Genomic DNA, 16410 nt, shown 5'->3' with positions numbered 1-16410 from the left:
CCGAACGCGTCACTGGTGAGACTCACCTGCCATCCACGACGACTCGACCATCGGGCCGCCAGGCCGGGTCGCGGCCGAGGAAGGCCATCAACCTGTCCTGCGCGGAGGCTCCGTCGGCGACGGGCACGGCGGGGCCGAACTGCCCACTGTCGCGCAGCATCTGCTCCATCGGCTCCATGCCCGCCAGCGCGGCGCGGCAGCGCTCCTGGCCCAGGTCGGGCTCGCGGCCGAGCGCCTTGGCGAGGTCCCAGGAGTGCATCCAGATGTCGGGGGTGTAGAACTGGTCGATCGCCTCGTCCACGGGCTTGTCGCCGATGTGCGGGTTGCGCAGCACTCGGCCGGCGGGGTCGTCGAGGATGGCCTGGATGTCGGCGACGTGCCGCTTCCAGGCGGCGACCGGGTCGGCCTCGACGTCCAGGGGCGGGAGCTCGATCCCGGCGCCCGTGAGGAAGCCACGGGACCACTCGACCAGATGCTTCACGACGTCGAGGGCCGTCCACTCGGCGACCGGGCTGGGCCGCGTCCAGTCGGCGGCCGAAACGGACTCGACCAGCTCGGTGAACCGGGCGGCGTCGTCCGCGTGCTGCCGGGCGGCGCTCTTCGGCGTGGGCGTCATCTCAGGTTCCCTTCGCGAGCAGCTCGTCGAGCTTGGCGAAGCCCTCGTTGACCCCGACGTCCATGCCGCTGGACAGGATGCCGTCGCGGGTCTCGAAGTCGTGCACCACGCTGCGCACCCTCAGCCGCGTGCGCCCGCCCTCGAGCTCCTCGAAGGTCAGCGTCTCCAGCGCGACGCTGTCGGGCTCGCCTTCGTAGGTGAAGGTCCACACCATCCGCTCGTGCGGCCGCACCTCGTGGAAGCTGCCGTAGAAGGAGGCGATCTCCTCGCCGTCACGGTCGCTGGCGAAGGCCCACGCACCGCCCGTGCGGGGGTCCCATCTGGTGATCCTCGTGGTCACCGAGCGCGGCCCGATCCACTGCGCGTAGAGCTCGGGGTCGACGTGGGCGCGGAACACCTGCTCGGGAGCCGCGTCGAACTCCCGGATGATCTCGATGGTCGGAACCTTCTCGTCCGCGATGATCTCGGTCTCGTGCTTGGTCATGATGCGTCCTTCGTGTGGGTTTGCTTCCGGTCCTTGTCGTCGGCCATCCGGCCCAGCAGGGCGTCGAGGCGCCGATAGCGCTCCTCGACCTCCCGCCGATAGCGCTCGATCCACTTCGTCATCAGGTCGAGCACTTCCGCGTCGAGGTGGACCGGCCGGCGCTGGGCGTCCTTGCTGCGGGTCACCAGCCCGGCCTCCTCGAGCACCTTCACGTGCTTGGAGATCGCCTGGAGACTCATGTCGTACGGCTCCGCCAGCTCGCCCACGGTCGCGTCCGCGCCGGCCAGCCGGGCCACCAGGTCGCGCCGGGTCGGGTCGGCCAGCGCCGCGAACGCCCGGTTGAGCCGCTCCGTACTCTCGTCCACCAGTCTTCCTCAACTCCTTGGTTGATTACGACAGTAGGTCGCCGGCCGGTTGTTGTCAACCCATTAGTTGAGGAAGTCGCCGACCCACCTGGCTAGGTGATCAGCTCGACGTCGGATTCCCGTGGTGGCCACAGTGGAGCAAGGCGACCTGGGCATCGTCGAAGGCCCACCAGTCCTCGCGCGGCAGGCCCCCGCCACTCTCGCGCCAGTGACCGGACAGCACGCGGAGTTTCCACAGCGGTGAGCCGCACGCGTCAGAACGCGAACGCACTGACGGCGGAAGGGCCCTGGGCAAAGGTCAAGCCGATGGGGCGACGGCATCGGGACCGGCGAGGGTGAGCTGGTTCAGGACGACCGCAGCGGCCCATTCGACGTACTCCTCGTGCGGCCACCCGCACACGTCGGTGAGATGGTCGTAGGCCTCGTGCGAGACGATCAGGCCGAGCGCGTCGGCGAGACGCGCGCGCGACGCGGCGTCGCGTTCGGACAGCAGCCCGGCGGCCTCGAACTCCTGCAACCAGGCCGTGATGTCGTGACGGCGGGCGACGGCCAGCTCGGCCCGGACGGCGCCGACTGTCTGGTCGGCGGCCGCCGCGACGGCGAAGGCCCGCCAGATCCCGAGGGAACGACGGATGCCATCGGCAACCCTCGCGACCGCCGCGGGCACGAACTGGGTCACATCCTCCGACAGGTCTTCTGGTAGGACATGCCCTACCAGGGCGCCGATGTCCGATGAGTTCGGACTGCCCGCGAAGCTGTCCCGAAACGCGGCGAGCAGCAAGTCCGCCTTGCGGCCCGTGTGGGTCACGGTCTCCAGGCTCACTCCAGCCGCGGCGGCGATCTGTCGCATGCTCGTGCCCGCGTACCCATGCTGGGCGAACAGTCGGCCCGCCGTCGCCACCACGTGAGCCCGGGTGCGCTGGGCGCGAGCCTGCCGCACCGGCGATTCGTAGCGGCGCGGTGGGATAGCGGAGTTCGGCACCATCAAATTAGATTGTACAGCGTATCGGCCAATGTCCTCGCTGGAGGTGCCATGTCCTCGGTGCTCGTGTGCGTGCTGCCCGCGCGCGGCCACGTCGGGCCGACCAAGCCGATCGTCGCGGCACTCATCACGGCCGGCCACGACGTCACCGTCATCACGGGTGGTCGCTACCGGCAGACGTTTGCCGAACTGGGCGCCGAGGTGACCGTGCTGCCGCCGGAGGTCGACTTCGACGAAACCGACCTCGACGGCTCGATCCCCGGCCGGGCCGGGCTGCGTGGGCTGGAGCTGGGCCGCTTCGAGCTGGCCAACTTCGTCCGCGCGATGCCCGCCCAGCTGGCCACCGTTGACCAGCACCTGGCGTGTGGGGTCGATGTCGTGCTGTGCGACCCGCTGTTCATGGCTGGCATGGCACTGGTGCTGCGCGAGCGGCGGCCCCGCGTGCTGACGCTGGGGTTTCTGCCGCTCACCGCCCCGGCGCTGTTCCAGCCCCCGCCGGATGGGCTGGCCGACATTGCCCGCCACGCGCTGCTGAGGCGGCTCGTGCGTTGGCTGCTCAGGCCGGCACAGGAGATCGCCGTCCGCCAGATCCGCGATGTGCTGGACACAGAGACCAGCACGCTGTTCATGGACTGGCCGATGCACAGCGACGGCGTGCTACAGATGACCTGCTCGCGCTTCGAGTACCCGCGCACGCTACCCACCCCGCTGCACTTCATCGGCCCGACGACGGCCAGCCCCGCGAACGAGCACGCCCTGCCACGGTGGTGGGGTGAGCTGGATGGCTCCACTCCCGTGGTACACGTGACCCAGGGGACGGTGGCCAACGACGACCTGAGTCAACTGGTCGAGCCCGCCATCGCCGGGTTGGCCGGGGAGGACGTGCTCGTCGTCGTCACCACGGGCGGAGGCTCGCTGCGTACCGACCCGCTGCCGCCCAATGTCCGCGTGGCGGACTTCCTGCCCTACGACGACCTGCTTCCCCGTTGTGCCCTGATGATCAGCAATGGCGGGTATGGGGGTGCCAACCACGCGCTTCGATACGGGGTTCCGTTGGTAGTGGTCGGTGCCAGTGAGGACAAGCGCGAGGTGGCCGCCCGGGTGGCTTGGTCCGGGGTCGGCATCGGCTACCCCCGCCACTCGGTCTCGCCCCGGAAGCTCCGGCGTGCTGTCCGCACCGTCCTGGCCGACCCGGGCTATCGCGATCGGGCGAGGCAAATGGCCGACGAGATCGCTACCTGCCCCACAATGGACGACGTGGTCAAGCTGATCACGTCGGACTGACCGAGACGGTGGCACCCGAGGAGATCACGCCGGCCCTTGTGGATGCCCAGCGTGCGAACCACGCGGACCGAACCGCGAATCCAACTTCTCGCGGGGCTAACGCGTCAGCACGCGAACAGTTCCGTGGTGTCGAGCAGGGCTCGGTGCGTGTTGCCTTCGTCGTCAACGGGCCGATCTCGGTACATCAGCAGCAAGTCCGTGGGGTCGAGGTCCGCGGCTGGGCTCAGGCCCTGCGCGACCAGCGCCCGTACCTGCCAGGGCTCAGCGGTGAGCTCATCCGTATCCATCCGCGGGTCATTCTCTCGGGGTCGATCAACCCCGCGGTCGAGGGAATGCAGCGGCGAGCCGTCGCGAAGGAATCGGCATGAAGGCGGTGTTGGCGCCACGGTTCGGCGCCAGGTCCCGCGACGCGCCCTGGCGGCGGCCCGTGCCGGGCTGATCGACGCGCTGCTCGTCCGCCGGGTGCGCGGACGTAGGCGCTCAGTCGTAGCCGACATGACTCAGCCGGACCGGGCCCGCGTCCAGGCCGGCGAGCAGGACGCGCAGCAGGTCGCTCAGCTGTTCCTGTTGCTCGGACGTCAGGTGGTCGAGCATCCGCTGCTCGACCCCCAACAGGTCGACGACCACGCGGTCGAGCAGCGCGTGCCCGTCGTCGGTGAGCCTGACGGCGCGGACCCGACGGCCGGAGCCGACGGGCCTGGTGACCAGCCCGGCCGCGGCGGCGCGGTCCACCCGCTGGGTGACCGCGCCGCGGGTGACCATGCACGCGCCGGCCAGCGCGCCCGGGCTCATCTCGTACGGCGGGCCGGCGCGGCGCAGGGCCGACAGCAGGTCCAGTGTCGCCACGTCCACGCCGAACTCCCTGAGCAGCCGGCGTCGCCGGTCGCCGAAGATCTTGGCGGCCCACCAGATCCGGGTGATGACCCCGATGGAACCGACCGGAGCTTCGGGCAGTTCCCGGGCCCACGCGAGCTGGATCTCGTCGACCGGGTCCCGAGCCGAGTCACCGGCCACGTTCGGCACCGCCGTTCACCTGGATGATCTGCCCGGTGACGTGCCCGGCGGCGGGCGAGGCGAGCCAGTGCACGGTCGCCGCCACGTCCCTGGGCGTCCCGGGACGGCCGGTGGCGGTCTGGTCGACCAGCGCCCGCCGCCGCTCCTCGTCCAGCCGGTCACCGAAGAACTCGGTGTCCTCGATGTAGCCGGGCGCGATGACGTTCACCGTGATGCCACGCGGGCCGAGCGCCGAGGCAAGGTCGAACGCGTACGGGTGCAGCGCCGCTTTGACCGCGCCGTAGGAGCCGGTGCCCGAGCCCCGCACCGCAGCGATGGAGCTGAGGAACAGGACCCGGCCGTCATCGGCCAGCAGGTCCGAGAGCGCCTCGGTCGGCAGCACCGCGCTGAGCACATTGGCGCGGAAGTTGCCGAGCCACCGCTCGGACAGCCCGCGGATCCCTTGTGACGGTGTGGCACCGAACTCGGTGTTCCCGCCAGCGTTGTTGACCAGCACGTCCACCCGGCCGAACCGCCCGGCGACCTCCGCGCGGACCCGTTCCACCTCGGTGTCCTCGACGAGGTCGGCCGGGATCGCGACGGCATCGATCTCCTCGGCCGCGCGATCCAGCACGTCCTTGCGGCGCCCGAGGATCACCACCTGGTCGCCGCTGGCGGCGAACTCGGCCGCGACCGCGCGGCCGATACCGGTGCCGCCACCACTGACCAGGACCACTCGCGACATCGCCGTCCACCTTCCTCTGTGTTTAGACCTAAACTTTAGACCTAAACTCAGGCTAGCGTCGCACCGGCGTGAGGCCAAGCCCGCGTCGGCCACCAACCTCTGCCAATCGGCCACCGGCCGATTGGCAGAGGTTGGTGGCCGGCTGCCCGAGGCGCGGGCCATCGTCGCCCGCTCACGGTCTCCGGCGGAAATCGACGTGATGCGGGAGGAACCGTGGTCCGAATGGGGCGAACGATGCCCGTGCTGGGAGGGCGACAAGCGCGCACCATACGTGCTGCGCCACCACGACGGGCGGTGGCGGCGTGAGGTCCCTCCCCCACCCCGTCCGACCAGGGCGGGACATCCAGGACAACTTCGTTGGCGCCAAGACACTGTCGCGGCCGGAACCATCGACACCGGTGACACCGACGGTGATCTGCCACCCATCGCGCCCTGTCTGGGTTTCATGCGGTGCTGACCCGGGCGTCGCCGATCGCGAGCTCCGGACTGGTTCGGCACGCGCGACCGAGCAAACGAGCCGATAACTCGAACCGTGCCACGTTTGTGGGCCTGACGCGTCAGCATGCGAACCATCCCACCGCAACCGCAGTGGGGGTCCGGGGGCGTGTCCCCGGGCGGGGTCTGGGGGTCGCACCCCCAGACGACACGACGAGCGAGCGAGGCGAGCGCTCTCCGCGAGCACACCTCGCCCACTCGCGAGTGGGCCGGGCGGGGCTCGAACCCGCGGCCAAGGGATTATGAGTCGCCCGGGAAGTGCGGCATAGACTGTTGACCTGCCGGTTTAGCTGCTTCAGTTGTCCACGAGTGGATCGGTAGGCACCCGATCGCCCTGGTTCATGGACAGCTTCATGGACAGGACGAGAGCCGGTCGGTCAGTACGAACAGCCGCCGCTGTTGACGTGTCGAGCCGATCTCGGCGGCAAGGGTGGCGGCGCGTTGGGCCACCGCTGCGGCCTGCTCGCGCTCGTTCCGGACGAGGTGGGCGGCGGTCAGGTCGACGCGCAGGGCGGTCTCCGCGCGGGTGAAGGTGGGATCGAGCTGGTCGAGCGCCGCGGTCAGGACGTCGACGGCCTCGGGCGCGGACAGTAGGGCGAGTGCGTGGCCCCGCCAGCGGGTGAGGTGAACCGCATCGAGGGCGACATACGGGCCGTCCTCCCCCGGCGGCTCTGCGGACGCGAGGGCCGCGGCGCGGTCGAACGCACGGAGGCTCTCGGTGTGGCGGCCGGCGGCGGCGAGGGCTTCCCCACGGGCGGCGGACAGCCACGCGCGGAGCAGTGGAGAGCACACCTTGCCCGTCGTGGTGGTGGCCTCCGCGAGCGCGTCGACGGCGTTCGTGTGCTCACCGATGTCGAGCAGGACGAACGCCTGTTCCGCCACCGCGTACGCCTCGAATGCCGGTCGCCCGGATTCGCGGGCCGCCGCTTTGCCGCGTTCGTAGAGCCGCCACGCGTCCATCGGCCGGCCGGAGTCGAGCGCCTGCCAGCCGGCGAGCGAGCACAGTTCGGAGAGCAACGCGGCCAGTTGTTCTCGGGTTCGTGGTGTGACGCTGTGGCCGAGCAGCCCGGTCACCTGCTCCACTTTCGTGAGGACTTCTTGGTGGGCGATCAGGGCGCCCAGTTGCCGGTCCAACCGGCGAATGGTGGCGAGTTGGTCGCGGAGTAGGGCGATCACGGCGTCGTCCACGCGGGCCGACGCGCGAATCATGCGGCGAAGCTCGGTCTCGCCGCTGTTGTCGGTTGGGGTGTCTGCGGGCGACAGCAGTTCCTCTGTCGACATGCCGAAGATGCGTTCGAGGAGTCGACATGTGGCCGGCAGGGGCCGGCCGATCGGCTTTCCGTTCGGCCCGCGGCCGGACACCAGCCGTTCGAGGTGCCGGAGGCTGAGCGTGCCGCGCTCGTCGTGCTCTCTGGCGAACCGTTCCGCGTAGTCCACGAACTCGTTCAGCGTGAGCCGCCGAACCTGCCGGATCTGCTGTTCGAGCACGGTCCGGGGCCGGCGGGTCCCTGCCTCGCTGCGATCCATGTGCGGCCCTTCGGCTGTCGGAACCATGTCGGCTCCGTGTCGTTCCGCTGACGGTTGCGCTGAGAACACGCTGGTTTCAGTTTCGCACAGCGCGTTGGTGCTGGTCAGCGCAGGTACGGCGAGGGAGACACGGTGGACAGCGGCCAAGGGCGGCCGAGCGGCGGGGACCGGCTGTTCGTCACGTGGCATCGGTGTGTGGTCGATGGGCGGGATCACGCGATCACGGATGAGCAGTTCGCGGCGGGCCGGCGGGTGGGTCGGTGGGAGTCGGTGTGTGGGCATGTGGCGGTGTTGGGGTCGGTGTTGCTGCCGCCGGGTCCGCCGTGTGCGCGGTGTCATGCGTTTCTGGTGGCGCGGGCGTCGATGCGGAGTGCGGAGGAGCGGTTGGGGCGGCCGCCTCGGTCGCGGCATCGGCGGCCGGGGTGGTGGCGGCGGGTGCTGGGTGGGTGTGGGTCTGCGGTCGTCCCGTCGCCTCGCCGTGGCGGGGTGTCCCCCGGGCGGGACGGCCGGCCTGCGCTTCCCGCCGGGTTGGGGGTGGGGCGGTGACGGTGCGGTTCTTTCTGCTCCGTCCGCGGTCGGGGGTGGTGGGTGAGCGGGCGCGGTTGACGCACGTAGCACCCGCGCCGGAGGACGCGAGTCTGCCGGAGCAGTTCGCGGCGTACTGCGGGGTGGTGTTCGGCCGGGGAGAGGTGGAGTTGTTGGACGCGCCGGCGGGGATGCCGTGTGAGAGCTGCCTGCGTGCCCTTCCCCGGAGGGGCGGTGAGCCCCATGTGTGACGGGCGAGGCGAGCGGGACCGGTTGTTGCTGCATCGGACCCGGTTGCTGGTGGCGGTGGCGTTGTTCGGGATGCGGTGGTGCCGCTGGTCGCAGATCCGCGCCGTGGTGGGCGAGCCGGCCGCGATAAGGACGCATCTCGCCCGGTTGTGGCTGGCCGGATATGTGCGCGTCCGCCGGGTGGATCGGGTGTGGTGGGTGCGGCTGACCCCGGTGGGGTTCGTCCGCGCGAGCGCACACCTGCACTGGTGGCACGGGGTGGTGGTGCGCACGGCGGAGGTGCTGGCCGCGCTGCCGCCGGGTGTTGACGAGATTGGAGGAGACACGTGATGGCGTGGACGACGGACCTGGGGGCGGGCACTTTTCCGCCTCGCTGGTGGAATTCGGACGATCACGAGGCGTTGTTCCGCTGCCCGAAAGGCGGCGTGCATGAGCCCGTTCAGCGGGATGGCGTGTCGGTGTGCGCCAAGTGCGGTGCGCGCTGCTGACCGGCACGAGCGGCGGTGGCACAGTGCGCGCAGTGCTCAGCGTCGGCACGTGGAACATCGCCCGCCTGGGCTGGTCACCCGGGAAAGGGCATCACCGGCTGGCGGCGGCACTCGAGTGGCTGTTGGCGCAGACGCCGGTCCCACCGGATGTGCTCGGGCTGCCGGAGGGCACCCACTGCCTGCGCGACGGGCAACGGGTCCTGCGCCGAGACGTGGTCGCCCGGCTGTCGACCGCGCTGCGCCACGGCTGGTACGAACCATTCGTGTCCGTCCGCCCGGGGCATCGCAACCACCCCGTCCTGTTGGTGAACACGGCGGTGGTGCGGCCACTGGAGTGGCACGACCCGCAAGCCGCGGACGTGCCGCTGCGCCGGCAGGGATTCCTCATCGCCGACATCCACGGCGTGGAGACGGCACTGTGCTGCGAGCACTGGCAGGGCGGGTTGGGGCGGACCGCGTTCGATCAGGCGGCCAACCGGCTCGCCACCTGGGGCCGCACGGCAGCGTTGATCGTGGGGGACTTCAACGCCACCTCCGGCTGGTACCGCGAACACCTACCCACCGACTGGTTCAAGGTGTGCGCGCGGCGGGGCGAGCTGCACAAGATCGAGCAGAAAGCATGGCACAACCCGGCCACCGGGCGGTGGAAGATCGACACCCGCCAACTCGACAAGCTGCGCACCCTCTACGGCTTCCGCGACATGGGCGAACAAGCCGGCGACCCCACCGTCACCACCTCCCCCGACGCTGACGGAGTGGGCTTGCGGATCGACCGCATCTTCCGCGGCGCCGGTCTCTCCGCCGCCGTCGACGCCTACCGCGTCGTCCAGCCACCGCCGGAGCTGTCCGACCACGCCTACGTCCACGGCGCCTACCGGCTCACGAGACGGGTGTGACGGGTCGCTGGGCGCGTCGCGCAACCGGCCCGGTGAGGGCGGTGTGCGGGAGCCGTGACGGGTTTGGCGGAGCCCCGTCACACCCGTCACCACTGGTGTTTCCGCTGGTCACCGCATGCCGGAACCCGTCACACACGTTCGTGACGGGTGTGACGGGTCCGCTGGGGTGTGACGGGTAGACCGCTACCCGTCGTCTGGTGGTTCACACGGTTCCGCGCGGCCGTCGCGGTGGGCGTCGATCGCGGCACGCAAATCAGCGGTGAAGTAGCCGCGGACCTGCCGGATGTGGCCGTCGGCGTCGGTGATGCGGTCACGGACGGAGCGGCAGTCGAGCTCGCCCATCTGCCGGCCGAACGCGGTGGGCTCCACACCGAGCGCGTCGACCAACTCGGCGGTGGGTACGAACTCCCGCCGGTCGAGATCCTCGCCCAGGTAGGCCACCACCGAGGCCAGCGGCTCCGGCACGTTCGCCGAGCGCTCGCGCGGCGTGGGAACGGCGCCGAGTGAGGCCACTGCGGGGTGTTCCGGCGCCGGCCGAATGTCCTGCCCGGCGGCGTGCCCAGTGAGGGTTCCGGCCGCGTCGCGCAGTGCCCGGCCGCGCTCGCAAAGGGTCCGCCAGTCCTCGTTCGGCATGTAGTACGTCCGCACCGTCATCGCGAGCACGTCCGCCCCGGCCGCGGTGTCGCCGTCCGGTCGCAGAATACCGACACCCTTGTGGGAGGGCAGGAGCCGGCTGGCGTCGTAGCCGCGGGTGTTCATCTGCTCGCCGAGGACGATGTTGCTGTCGCGCCAGTCCATCACCCGCAGCGCGAACCGCGACCCGAGCACCGCACGCAGTCCGGAGGGGATGGTGGCGGAGTCGGGCCGCTGGGTGGCCAGCACGAGCACGATCCCGGCCGCCGGTCCCTTCTTCGCCAACCACGTGAGCAGCTCGCCCACGTACTCCCCGGCGGGAATCCGCTTGCCCTGCACGTCCACCGGGGTCCGTTCCTCCAACGGAACCTGTACCTCGTCCACGATGACGGCGGTGACCGGCATGTCCAGAGTAGAGTCCCGTGACATCTCCGGGGTGATCTTGGATTCCGGGCACACGGTGTCGTCCAGCGTGCGCATCCGCCGGTAGCGGCCCTGCACCTCCCCGACCAACTCGGCCAGCCACGCGACCAGCGCCAGCACGTGATCCGGGTCGTCACCGGAGAGGAACCGGTGCGCCACCCGCGCGCAGGCGTCCCAGTCCTTGCCCGCCTTGAAGTCGGCCACGTAGAGCCGGGTGTACGGGTCGAGGATCAACCCGGCGGCGGCCAGGCGGGCGGCGAACGTCTTGCCCTGCCGGGGAATCGCACCCACCAGCAACGACGTCCACACCAATGGCAGGTCCACCCGCCGGTCACGCGCGTCGCGGCCGAACGGCACCGGCCGCCATGCGTCCCACCGCTCCACTCCCAGCAACGGCGTACGCCGTGGCGGCGTGGCGTACGGGTCGCTGTCGGCCACCCACAACGCCACGCGGCCGGCGTGCCCGCCGTTGCCGCGCACCCGCTCGGCGATCAACTGCACCTCGTCCACCGCCAGCGCCGAGGCCAACGCTTCCCGGTGCTTGATCACATCGGCCGCCTTCCTGGTGGCGGGCAGGTCGACGGTAATGGCCCAGCCTTCGCCGATACGGTGGGCGCGTTCGACCAGGCGGAGGGTTTCGTCCTTGCTGATCAGCTTGGCGTCCCGGAAGGCGTCCACCAGGACCTGGGGGTCCATCGTCCAGGCCAGTGACCGCGGTCCGGCCAGCACCGCCTTGCGCCCGGGGCTGCCGTCCTTGCGTCGACCGAGGATTGCCAGCGCCACCGACACCAGGGCGGCGGTGGTCCAGAGTGGACGGGGACCGTAGATGAGGAACACCAGCGCGCCGGCGGTCAGGGTGAGCAGGGCGACGGTGAGGGTGACCCGCCAGCGGAACAAGGTCAGCTCGCGAATCTCGGTGAACTTGTCCGCCAGCTTCTCCGACTCCTCAGCCGCCTCCCGATAGTCGGCCACCGTCACCCAGCGGCGCCACCACCGCACCCCGGCCACCACCCCACGCACCACCGCGCCGAGATAGCGCCACGGCGACCGCGCCGCCGCGGCCACGGCATCCTTGGCGGCTTGCCGCGCCTGCGCCCGGTTCTTCAGCGACACCGGCACCCGCGATGACCGCAGCCACCAGTCCGTGAACCGCTGCCACCACACCCGCCACCGGACCGGCCGTGAACGCGGACCGGTGGTGGGTGGCGGGTCGTCGACCAGTTCACCGTCCAACACCAGTTCGGCCGGCTCGACCGCTCGTGAACGCGCCCGGTCCAGCTCGGCCGCGTCCAGATGTTCTCGCTTGGAGGGGTTCACTGGTCCACCTCCCCGCCATGCTCGGTGTCCCGGTCGAGCTCGGCGGCCAGCGCGGCGGCCAGCCGGGGCGAGAGCCCGCGAGAGCAGTCGGTGACCTGCCGCACCCACGCCGGGGTGACCACCACCCCCGGCGTCCACGCCGCCCGCGCCTCGGCGAGATAGTCACCGAACAGCTTCCGCCGCTTCTCACCCCGCCGACGACCGGTGGACGCCTCACCGGAACGGTGAACGGTGGCCGGGGAGTTCACCGGGTGGTCGCGGGTGGCGTCGGTGAACGCGACGGTGACGGCCTCGGTGAGCTTGTCCCGCACGTCAGTGATCGCTTCGGCGGCCACGAACACCATCAGCGGGGGCACCGAGTGCAGCACGATCGCCGCGGGCGAGCCGGCGGCGTAGGACTGCCAGGTGTTCATCACATACGTGGCGGCCAGCGCCGCCCACTTCGCCGCCCGCGCCCATCCGCCGGTGCGGAGGCGGTAGCGGGCGGTGACCTGCTCGGCCCGCAGGATCGCCAGCAGCACCAGCGATACCGCCGGGTCCAGCAGCCACGCCGCCAGCCACGGCAGCGACCACGCCGCCGCGCCGGCGGCGGCGAAGTGCTGCACGTTGGCCATCGTGAAGCACAGCCCGAGTCCGATGCCCGCCCAGCACAACCGATCCACCTGCGTGCGCACCCGCTCCACCCGCCACGCCACCACCTCCGGATGCGAGTCATAGGCGCGCAGCTCCGCGGCCTCGGCCGCCTCCGTCGCCACCCGCCGCACCCGGCTCCCCGGCGCGCTGCCGACTCCGGGGGTGGGGGTGGTCCGCCCCTCGGCGGCCCACCCCTTCCGGCCGCGTGTGTGCTGTTGGGGGTTCATCGGCGATCACCAGGCCGCCGGGTCGTGCCCAACTCGGTGACGGTCAGAGCGCGGGTGAGCACGTGCGCGGCGATCACATCAGGGATCGACAGCACCACCAGCAACACCGTCAGGTTGTCCACGTAGGTGATCACCAGCCACTGCACCCCCACCAGGCACCCGGCGGTGAGCAGCACCCGCCCGGCCAGCGACACCACCCGACTCCCGGCCCGGGCCGCCTCGGCCGCCCGCCGAGCGCGACGGGACCCGGCCCGCCACACCCACACCAGCGCGACCAGCACACCGAACCCGGCCAACACCTGCTCCGGACTGAGTTGCACGGTCATTCCCACTCACCCCCTCGGGGGCGGCGGTTGGGATGGCGCACCTTCCACACCCGCCGCCCGCCCGCCGCGCGGCGGACGGCCCAGGCGCGGTGCACGGCGCGGCGGTCGTCCTCGGCCAGACCACCCCACACCCCCACCGACTCCGCGCCGGCGGTGCGCAACTCCAGTTCCAGGCAGGCGTCCAGCACCGGGCAGCCCGCGCACAACCACGCGGCCAACGCCCGATCCCGCTCCGGCTCCCCGGACAGCTCCGGCATCTCCGCCCGGTCGAACACCCAGAAACACAACCCGTCCCGGGTCACCACCGCGCACAACACCGCATCCGGCACATCCGCGAACCGGTCCAACCGCGCGGCCAACTCCGCATGCAAAGCGTCCCGGCTCACCACGGCGCACCCCCGGACAGACGCGCCACCTCACGCTCCGCCCGACGCCGAGCCACCAACCGGGCCGGATCGACACACCCACCCGACTCGGCAGCCTCCGCGACCAACCGATTCAGCGCCGCGGCGGGGACGACGTAGCGGTAGCGCACACGGACGGCCGGGAAGGCGTCTTCCCGGATCGCCCGGTAGAGCGTGGACGGGTCGACCCGCAGGATCCGCGCGGTCTCCCGCACTGTGTAGAACACCGGCGCACCGGCATTCGGCATAGCGGTACTCATTGATGGTTTCCTTAAGCTCAAAGAAGGAAAAAGAGATGAAAGACAGCAGATATCAGCGCATCGAAGGGCGCGATTGGTCCAGAAGCGCGACGCCGGGCGGCGCGCTGTCATCAGAAAGCGCTAATCTCAGCTCTCAGGCGGACCACGGAGGAATGGGTGGCGGAAGACTGGGCGGCGGTCGCGAAGGCGATTGACCAGCGCATGCGCGAACTGAGTTTGCGTCAGCGCGAGCTTGCCGAACGCTCGCACGTCTCGCAGGCCATCATTCGCGAGATCCAGCACCACACCGTGGAGCGGCGCCGCAGCGCTCGCACGCTCGAAGCGCTGTCGATCGCGCTGGAGTGGCATCCCGGCCACCTGAGCGCCGTCCTCAGCGGACGCCGCCCGCCCCAGCCGGGCGAGGCCAACCACGACGACGTGCCCGCCCGGCTGGCTGCCATCGAGGAGCACTTGCGCGAGATCACCGAGCGGCTCGACGCGCTGAGCGCAGGGCTCGCCGCCGTGGTCCCGCCAACCCGACGGGACACCCGGTAAATGCCGGATGCCCGCCCGGTCGATGCGCCTCGAACCCGCTGCCGCAGTGGGGCTGTCGTTCTCGTTCATGCCCCAAGAAAACGACAGCGACAGGGCTTTTCGCAGGTGGCGACGGTTAACGGCCTCGCCATTAACCGCAATTAACTTCGCAGGTCAGGGTGGTTATCTGACGTAGGGGGGATGATGCCGGCGACCAGGTTGCAGGGGGTGCGCAAGCAGCTCGGCTACAAGGCCGAGGACGTCATTCGCCTGGTGATCCAGCGGGCCGCCGCGCGGGGAATCCCGGTGATGTCGGCGACCAGCCTGAAGACGAAGCTGTCCCGCTGGGAGAACGGGCACGAACAGGTCAGCGAGCCGTACCAACGCCTGTTCCGCGACATCTACGGGCGCACGAACGAGGAACTCGGCTTCCCACCCGAGGACACCGACGATGGCGGGGCCGCGGAGCTGCGCGCCCGGCTGGCCGTGGCGCGCAGCGTGGACGCCGAGACGGTCGAGGTCTTCCGTCGGCAGCTCGACCAGGCGCGCCACGTTGACCGCCAGTTCGGCGGGGTCACCGTGCTCGACCAGCTCCGCGCCAACATCGAGCAGGTGACCCGGCTGCTCGCGTTCGGCGTCGGCCGCGGTCGACGCGAGGCGTTGGCCGGTGTGCTGACCGAGGCGGCGGCCCTGGCCGGGTGGGAAGCGCTGGACCGCAACGCGATCCGGCAGGCATGGGAGCACCACGAGACCGCCAAGGCGGCGGCGCGCGAGGCGGGCTCGCCGATCCTGCTCGCGCACGCCACCGCCCAGCAGGCGTTCATCCTGCTCGATCTCGGCGAGACCGCGGCCGCCGTGGAGCAGATGGCCGAGGCACGCCGGATCGCCGACACCGTGGCACCCGGACTGCTCCGCGCGTGGCTGGCCGCGGCCCATGGCGAGGGACTGGCCGCCGCCGGCCGGCGGGACGACGCACTACGCGCGTTCGACGCCGCCCGCGCGCTCCTGCCCGATGATCCGGTGGACCCGGCGCTGCCGTACCTGTTCCTCGGCGGCGTGCACCTGGACCGGTGGCGCGGCGCCGCGCTCTGCCGCCTCGGCGAGGCGGAGGCGATCGACCAACTCACCGCGGCGCTGCCCCGGCTACCGGCCACGTTCGTCCGCGCCCGCACCGGGATGCTCGCCGATCTCGCCTACGCGTTCGCCGCCGCTGGCGACCGAGACGCCGCGCTCACCCACGCACGCCAAGCGCGCCGATTAGCGGTGCAGATCAGGTCCGACCGGCAGCTAGCCCGACTGTCCGCCCTGGTCCTGCCCACGTGAGGCCACGTAGTACAGCAACGGGACCAACGCACCCGCACCCAGCAGTTGCTGACGCGCGGCCAGCTCCGGCACCCGGGCCAGCGGCACCCACTCCACCCGGCCCACCTCCTCGGTGTCGGTCGGCTCGCCCACGTGCTCGGCCCGCCGCCACAGGTACACCTCCGTCGGCGCGGTGACCTGCCCCGGCAACGGCTCAAAGCTGATCAGGTGCTCCGGCTCGCCGACCGGCCGCCACCCGCTCTCCTCGGCCGCCTCCCGCGCCGCCGTCACGGCCGGCTCCTCACCGTCCTCCACCAGCCCACCGAGCAGCTCATACCCCCACTGATCGGTCGGGAAGCGGTACCGCCACAACATCAGCACCTCGTCCCGCTCGTTCACGATCAACGCGATCGCGATCCGCGCCAGGTGCACCACGTGGTACTCCCACCGCTCCCCATTCGGCGCCTGCACATCCGCAAGCCCCAACTTCACCCAGCGGTTGTCATACACCAACCGCTCCCCAAACCTCTGCCACGACCCATGCTCGTCAGCCACGGCCGACAGCCTACGCACAGGCTCACGGGGCCAACTGAGACCAGGCCCCGGACTTTCCCCACCTTGTGTGTGACTATCAACCGTCCCGCTCAGCCGCCGCCTAAGGTAATCAATAGGAGCTATGAGAAAGAACGGAACAAACAGGAAGAACGCACTCAAGGGGGAAGG

21 protein-coding genes are annotated in these 16410 nt (G+C 70.8%); 6 read left to right on the top strand and 15 right to left on the bottom strand.

Annotation, left to right across the window (positions count from 1 at the left end; all coding sequences use genetic code 11):
- Positions 1–22 precede the first annotated feature (22 nt).
- The 5 genes from BM051_RS14190 to BM051_RS14175 all read right to left on the bottom strand — a co-directional run bounded on the left by BM051_RS14190 (position 23) and on the right by BM051_RS14175 (position 2450).
- Positions 23–616 (bottom strand): TIGR03086 family metal-binding protein, encoded by a 594-nt coding sequence (locus tag BM051_RS14190; RefSeq protein WP_092530604.1) that lies wholly within the window; start codon positions 614–616, stop codon positions 23–25.
- Position 617: 1 nt separating this feature from the next.
- Complete coding sequence (locus BM051_RS14185) at positions 618–1100, bottom strand: SRPBCC family protein (protein ID WP_092530603.1); 483 nt, start codon at positions 1098–1100, stop codon at positions 618–620.
- The gene (locus tag BM051_RS14180) at positions 1097–1465 is read right to left on the bottom strand and encodes an ArsR/SmtB family transcription factor (RefSeq protein ID WP_092530602.1); all 369 of its coding nucleotides are present in this window, start codon (positions 1463–1465) and stop codon (positions 1097–1099) included. The genes BM051_RS14185 and BM051_RS14180 overlap by 4 nt, the downstream gene beginning before the upstream one ends.
- 100 nt (positions 1466–1565) lie before the next feature.
- The gene (locus tag BM051_RS30655) at positions 1566–1688 is read right to left on the bottom strand and encodes a hypothetical protein (RefSeq protein ID WP_424923294.1); all 123 of its coding nucleotides are present in this window, start codon (positions 1686–1688) and stop codon (positions 1566–1568) included.
- A 75-nt stretch (positions 1689–1763) separates the two neighbouring features.
- Positions 1764–2450 carry a TetR/AcrR family transcriptional regulator gene (locus tag BM051_RS14175; RefSeq protein WP_092530601.1) on the bottom strand — a complete coding sequence of 229 codons (687 nt, stop codon included), beginning with the start codon at positions 2448–2450 and terminating at the stop codon, positions 1764–1766.
- Positions 2451–2498: 48 nt separating this feature from the next.
- Between BM051_RS14175 and BM051_RS14170 the strand changes: the two genes are divergently transcribed.
- Positions 2499–3731 carry a glycosyltransferase gene (locus tag BM051_RS14170; protein ID WP_092530600.1) on the top strand — a complete coding sequence of 411 codons (1233 nt, stop codon included), beginning with the start codon at positions 2499–2501 and terminating at the stop codon, positions 3729–3731.
- A gap of 104 nt (positions 3732–3835) precedes the next feature.
- On the opposite strand, the gene BM051_RS14165 is transcribed toward BM051_RS14170, so the two are convergent.
- From BM051_RS14165 to BM051_RS14150, 4 genes are all read right to left on the bottom strand, one after another.
- The gene (locus BM051_RS14165; RefSeq protein ID WP_092530599.1) at positions 3836–4018 is read right to left on the bottom strand and encodes a hypothetical protein; all 183 of its coding nucleotides are present in this window, start codon (positions 4016–4018) and stop codon (positions 3836–3838) included.
- 193 nt (positions 4019–4211) lie between these two features.
- Positions 4212–4754 (bottom strand): MarR family winged helix-turn-helix transcriptional regulator, encoded by a 543-nt coding sequence (locus tag BM051_RS14160; protein WP_092530598.1) that lies wholly within the window; start codon positions 4752–4754, stop codon positions 4212–4214.
- Complete coding sequence (locus tag BM051_RS14155) at positions 4735–5469, bottom strand: SDR family NAD(P)-dependent oxidoreductase (protein WP_092530597.1); 735 nt, start codon at positions 5467–5469, stop codon at positions 4735–4737. Before BM051_RS14155 ends, BM051_RS14160 begins: the two co-directional genes overlap by 20 nt.
- 846 nt (positions 5470–6315) lie before the next feature.
- Positions 6316–7707: an NsdA family TPR-like regulatory protein gene (locus tag BM051_RS14150; protein WP_243859622.1), complete on the bottom strand. Its 1392-nt coding sequence runs from the start codon at positions 7705–7707 to the stop codon at positions 6316–6318.
- Positions 7708–8033: 326 nt separating this feature from the next.
- Here BM051_RS14150 and BM051_RS29405 point away from each other — a divergent pair, with 326 nt between their 5' ends.
- From BM051_RS29405 to BM051_RS14135, 3 genes are all read left to right on the top strand, one after another.
- A complete protein-coding gene (locus BM051_RS29405) occupies positions 8034–8267 on the top strand; it encodes a hypothetical protein (RefSeq protein ID WP_092530595.1) in 234 nt (77 codons plus the stop codon).
- A complete protein-coding gene (locus BM051_RS14140; protein ID WP_092530594.1) occupies positions 8260–8595 on the top strand; it encodes a hypothetical protein in 336 nt (111 codons plus the stop codon). The genes BM051_RS29405 and BM051_RS14140 overlap by 8 nt, the downstream gene beginning before the upstream one ends.
- Before the next feature lie 181 nt (positions 8596–8776).
- On the top strand, positions 8777–9649 hold the full coding sequence (locus BM051_RS14135) for an endonuclease/exonuclease/phosphatase family protein (RefSeq protein ID WP_166677755.1): 873 nt from the start codon (positions 8777–8779) through the stop codon (positions 9647–9649).
- Positions 9650–9832: 183 nt separating this feature from the next.
- On the opposite strand, the gene BM051_RS14130 is transcribed toward BM051_RS14135, so the two are convergent.
- The 5 genes from BM051_RS14130 to BM051_RS14110 form a co-directional block, all read right to left on the bottom strand.
- Positions 9833–12022, bottom strand: a complete 2190-nt coding sequence (locus BM051_RS14130; RefSeq protein ID WP_424923293.1) for a cell division protein FtsK — start codon at positions 12020–12022, stop codon at positions 9833–9835.
- Positions 12019–12777 (bottom strand): hypothetical protein, encoded by a 759-nt coding sequence (locus BM051_RS14125; protein WP_243859621.1) that lies wholly within the window; start codon positions 12775–12777, stop codon positions 12019–12021. The genes BM051_RS14130 and BM051_RS14125 overlap by 4 nt, the downstream gene beginning before the upstream one ends.
- 101 nt (positions 12778–12878) lie before the next feature.
- On the bottom strand, positions 12879–13208 hold the full coding sequence (locus BM051_RS14120; protein ID WP_092530591.1) for a hypothetical protein: 330 nt from the start codon (positions 13206–13208) through the stop codon (positions 12879–12881).
- Positions 13205–13594 (bottom strand): WhiB family transcriptional regulator, encoded by a 390-nt coding sequence (locus BM051_RS14115; RefSeq protein WP_424923292.1) that lies wholly within the window; start codon positions 13592–13594, stop codon positions 13205–13207. Before BM051_RS14115 ends, BM051_RS14120 begins: the two co-directional genes overlap by 4 nt.
- Positions 13591–13872, bottom strand: a complete 282-nt coding sequence (locus BM051_RS14110; protein ID WP_166677754.1) for a helix-turn-helix domain-containing protein — start codon at positions 13870–13872, stop codon at positions 13591–13593. Before BM051_RS14110 ends, BM051_RS14115 begins: the two co-directional genes overlap by 4 nt.
- Positions 13873–14028: 156 nt before the next feature.
- On the opposite strand from BM051_RS14110, the gene BM051_RS14105 reads away from it, so the two are divergent.
- The gene (locus tag BM051_RS14105; protein WP_092530588.1) at positions 14029–14406 is read left to right on the top strand and encodes a helix-turn-helix domain-containing protein; all 378 of its coding nucleotides are present in this window, start codon (positions 14029–14031) and stop codon (positions 14404–14406) included.
- Positions 14407–14589: 183 nt separating this feature from the next.
- Positions 14590–15708 (top strand): NsdA family TPR-like regulatory protein, encoded by a 1119-nt coding sequence (locus BM051_RS14100; protein WP_092530882.1) that lies wholly within the window; start codon positions 14590–14592, stop codon positions 15706–15708.
- Here BM051_RS14100 and BM051_RS14095 read toward each other — a convergent pair.
- Positions 15673–16242, bottom strand: a complete 570-nt coding sequence (locus BM051_RS14095; protein ID WP_092530587.1) for an NUDIX hydrolase — start codon at positions 16240–16242, stop codon at positions 15673–15675. The genes BM051_RS14100 and BM051_RS14095 overlap by 36 nt on opposite strands.
- Between the last annotated feature and the right edge of the window lie 168 nt (positions 16243–16410).

The sequence above is a fragment of the Amycolatopsis arida genome, from assembly GCF_900115565.1.
GTDB lineage: Bacteria > Actinomycetota > Actinomycetes > Mycobacteriales > Pseudonocardiaceae > Yuhushiella > Yuhushiella arida.
The sequence above is the reverse complement of the archived record's forward strand: the minus strand, read 5'-3'. Positions and strand labels throughout refer to the sequence as shown.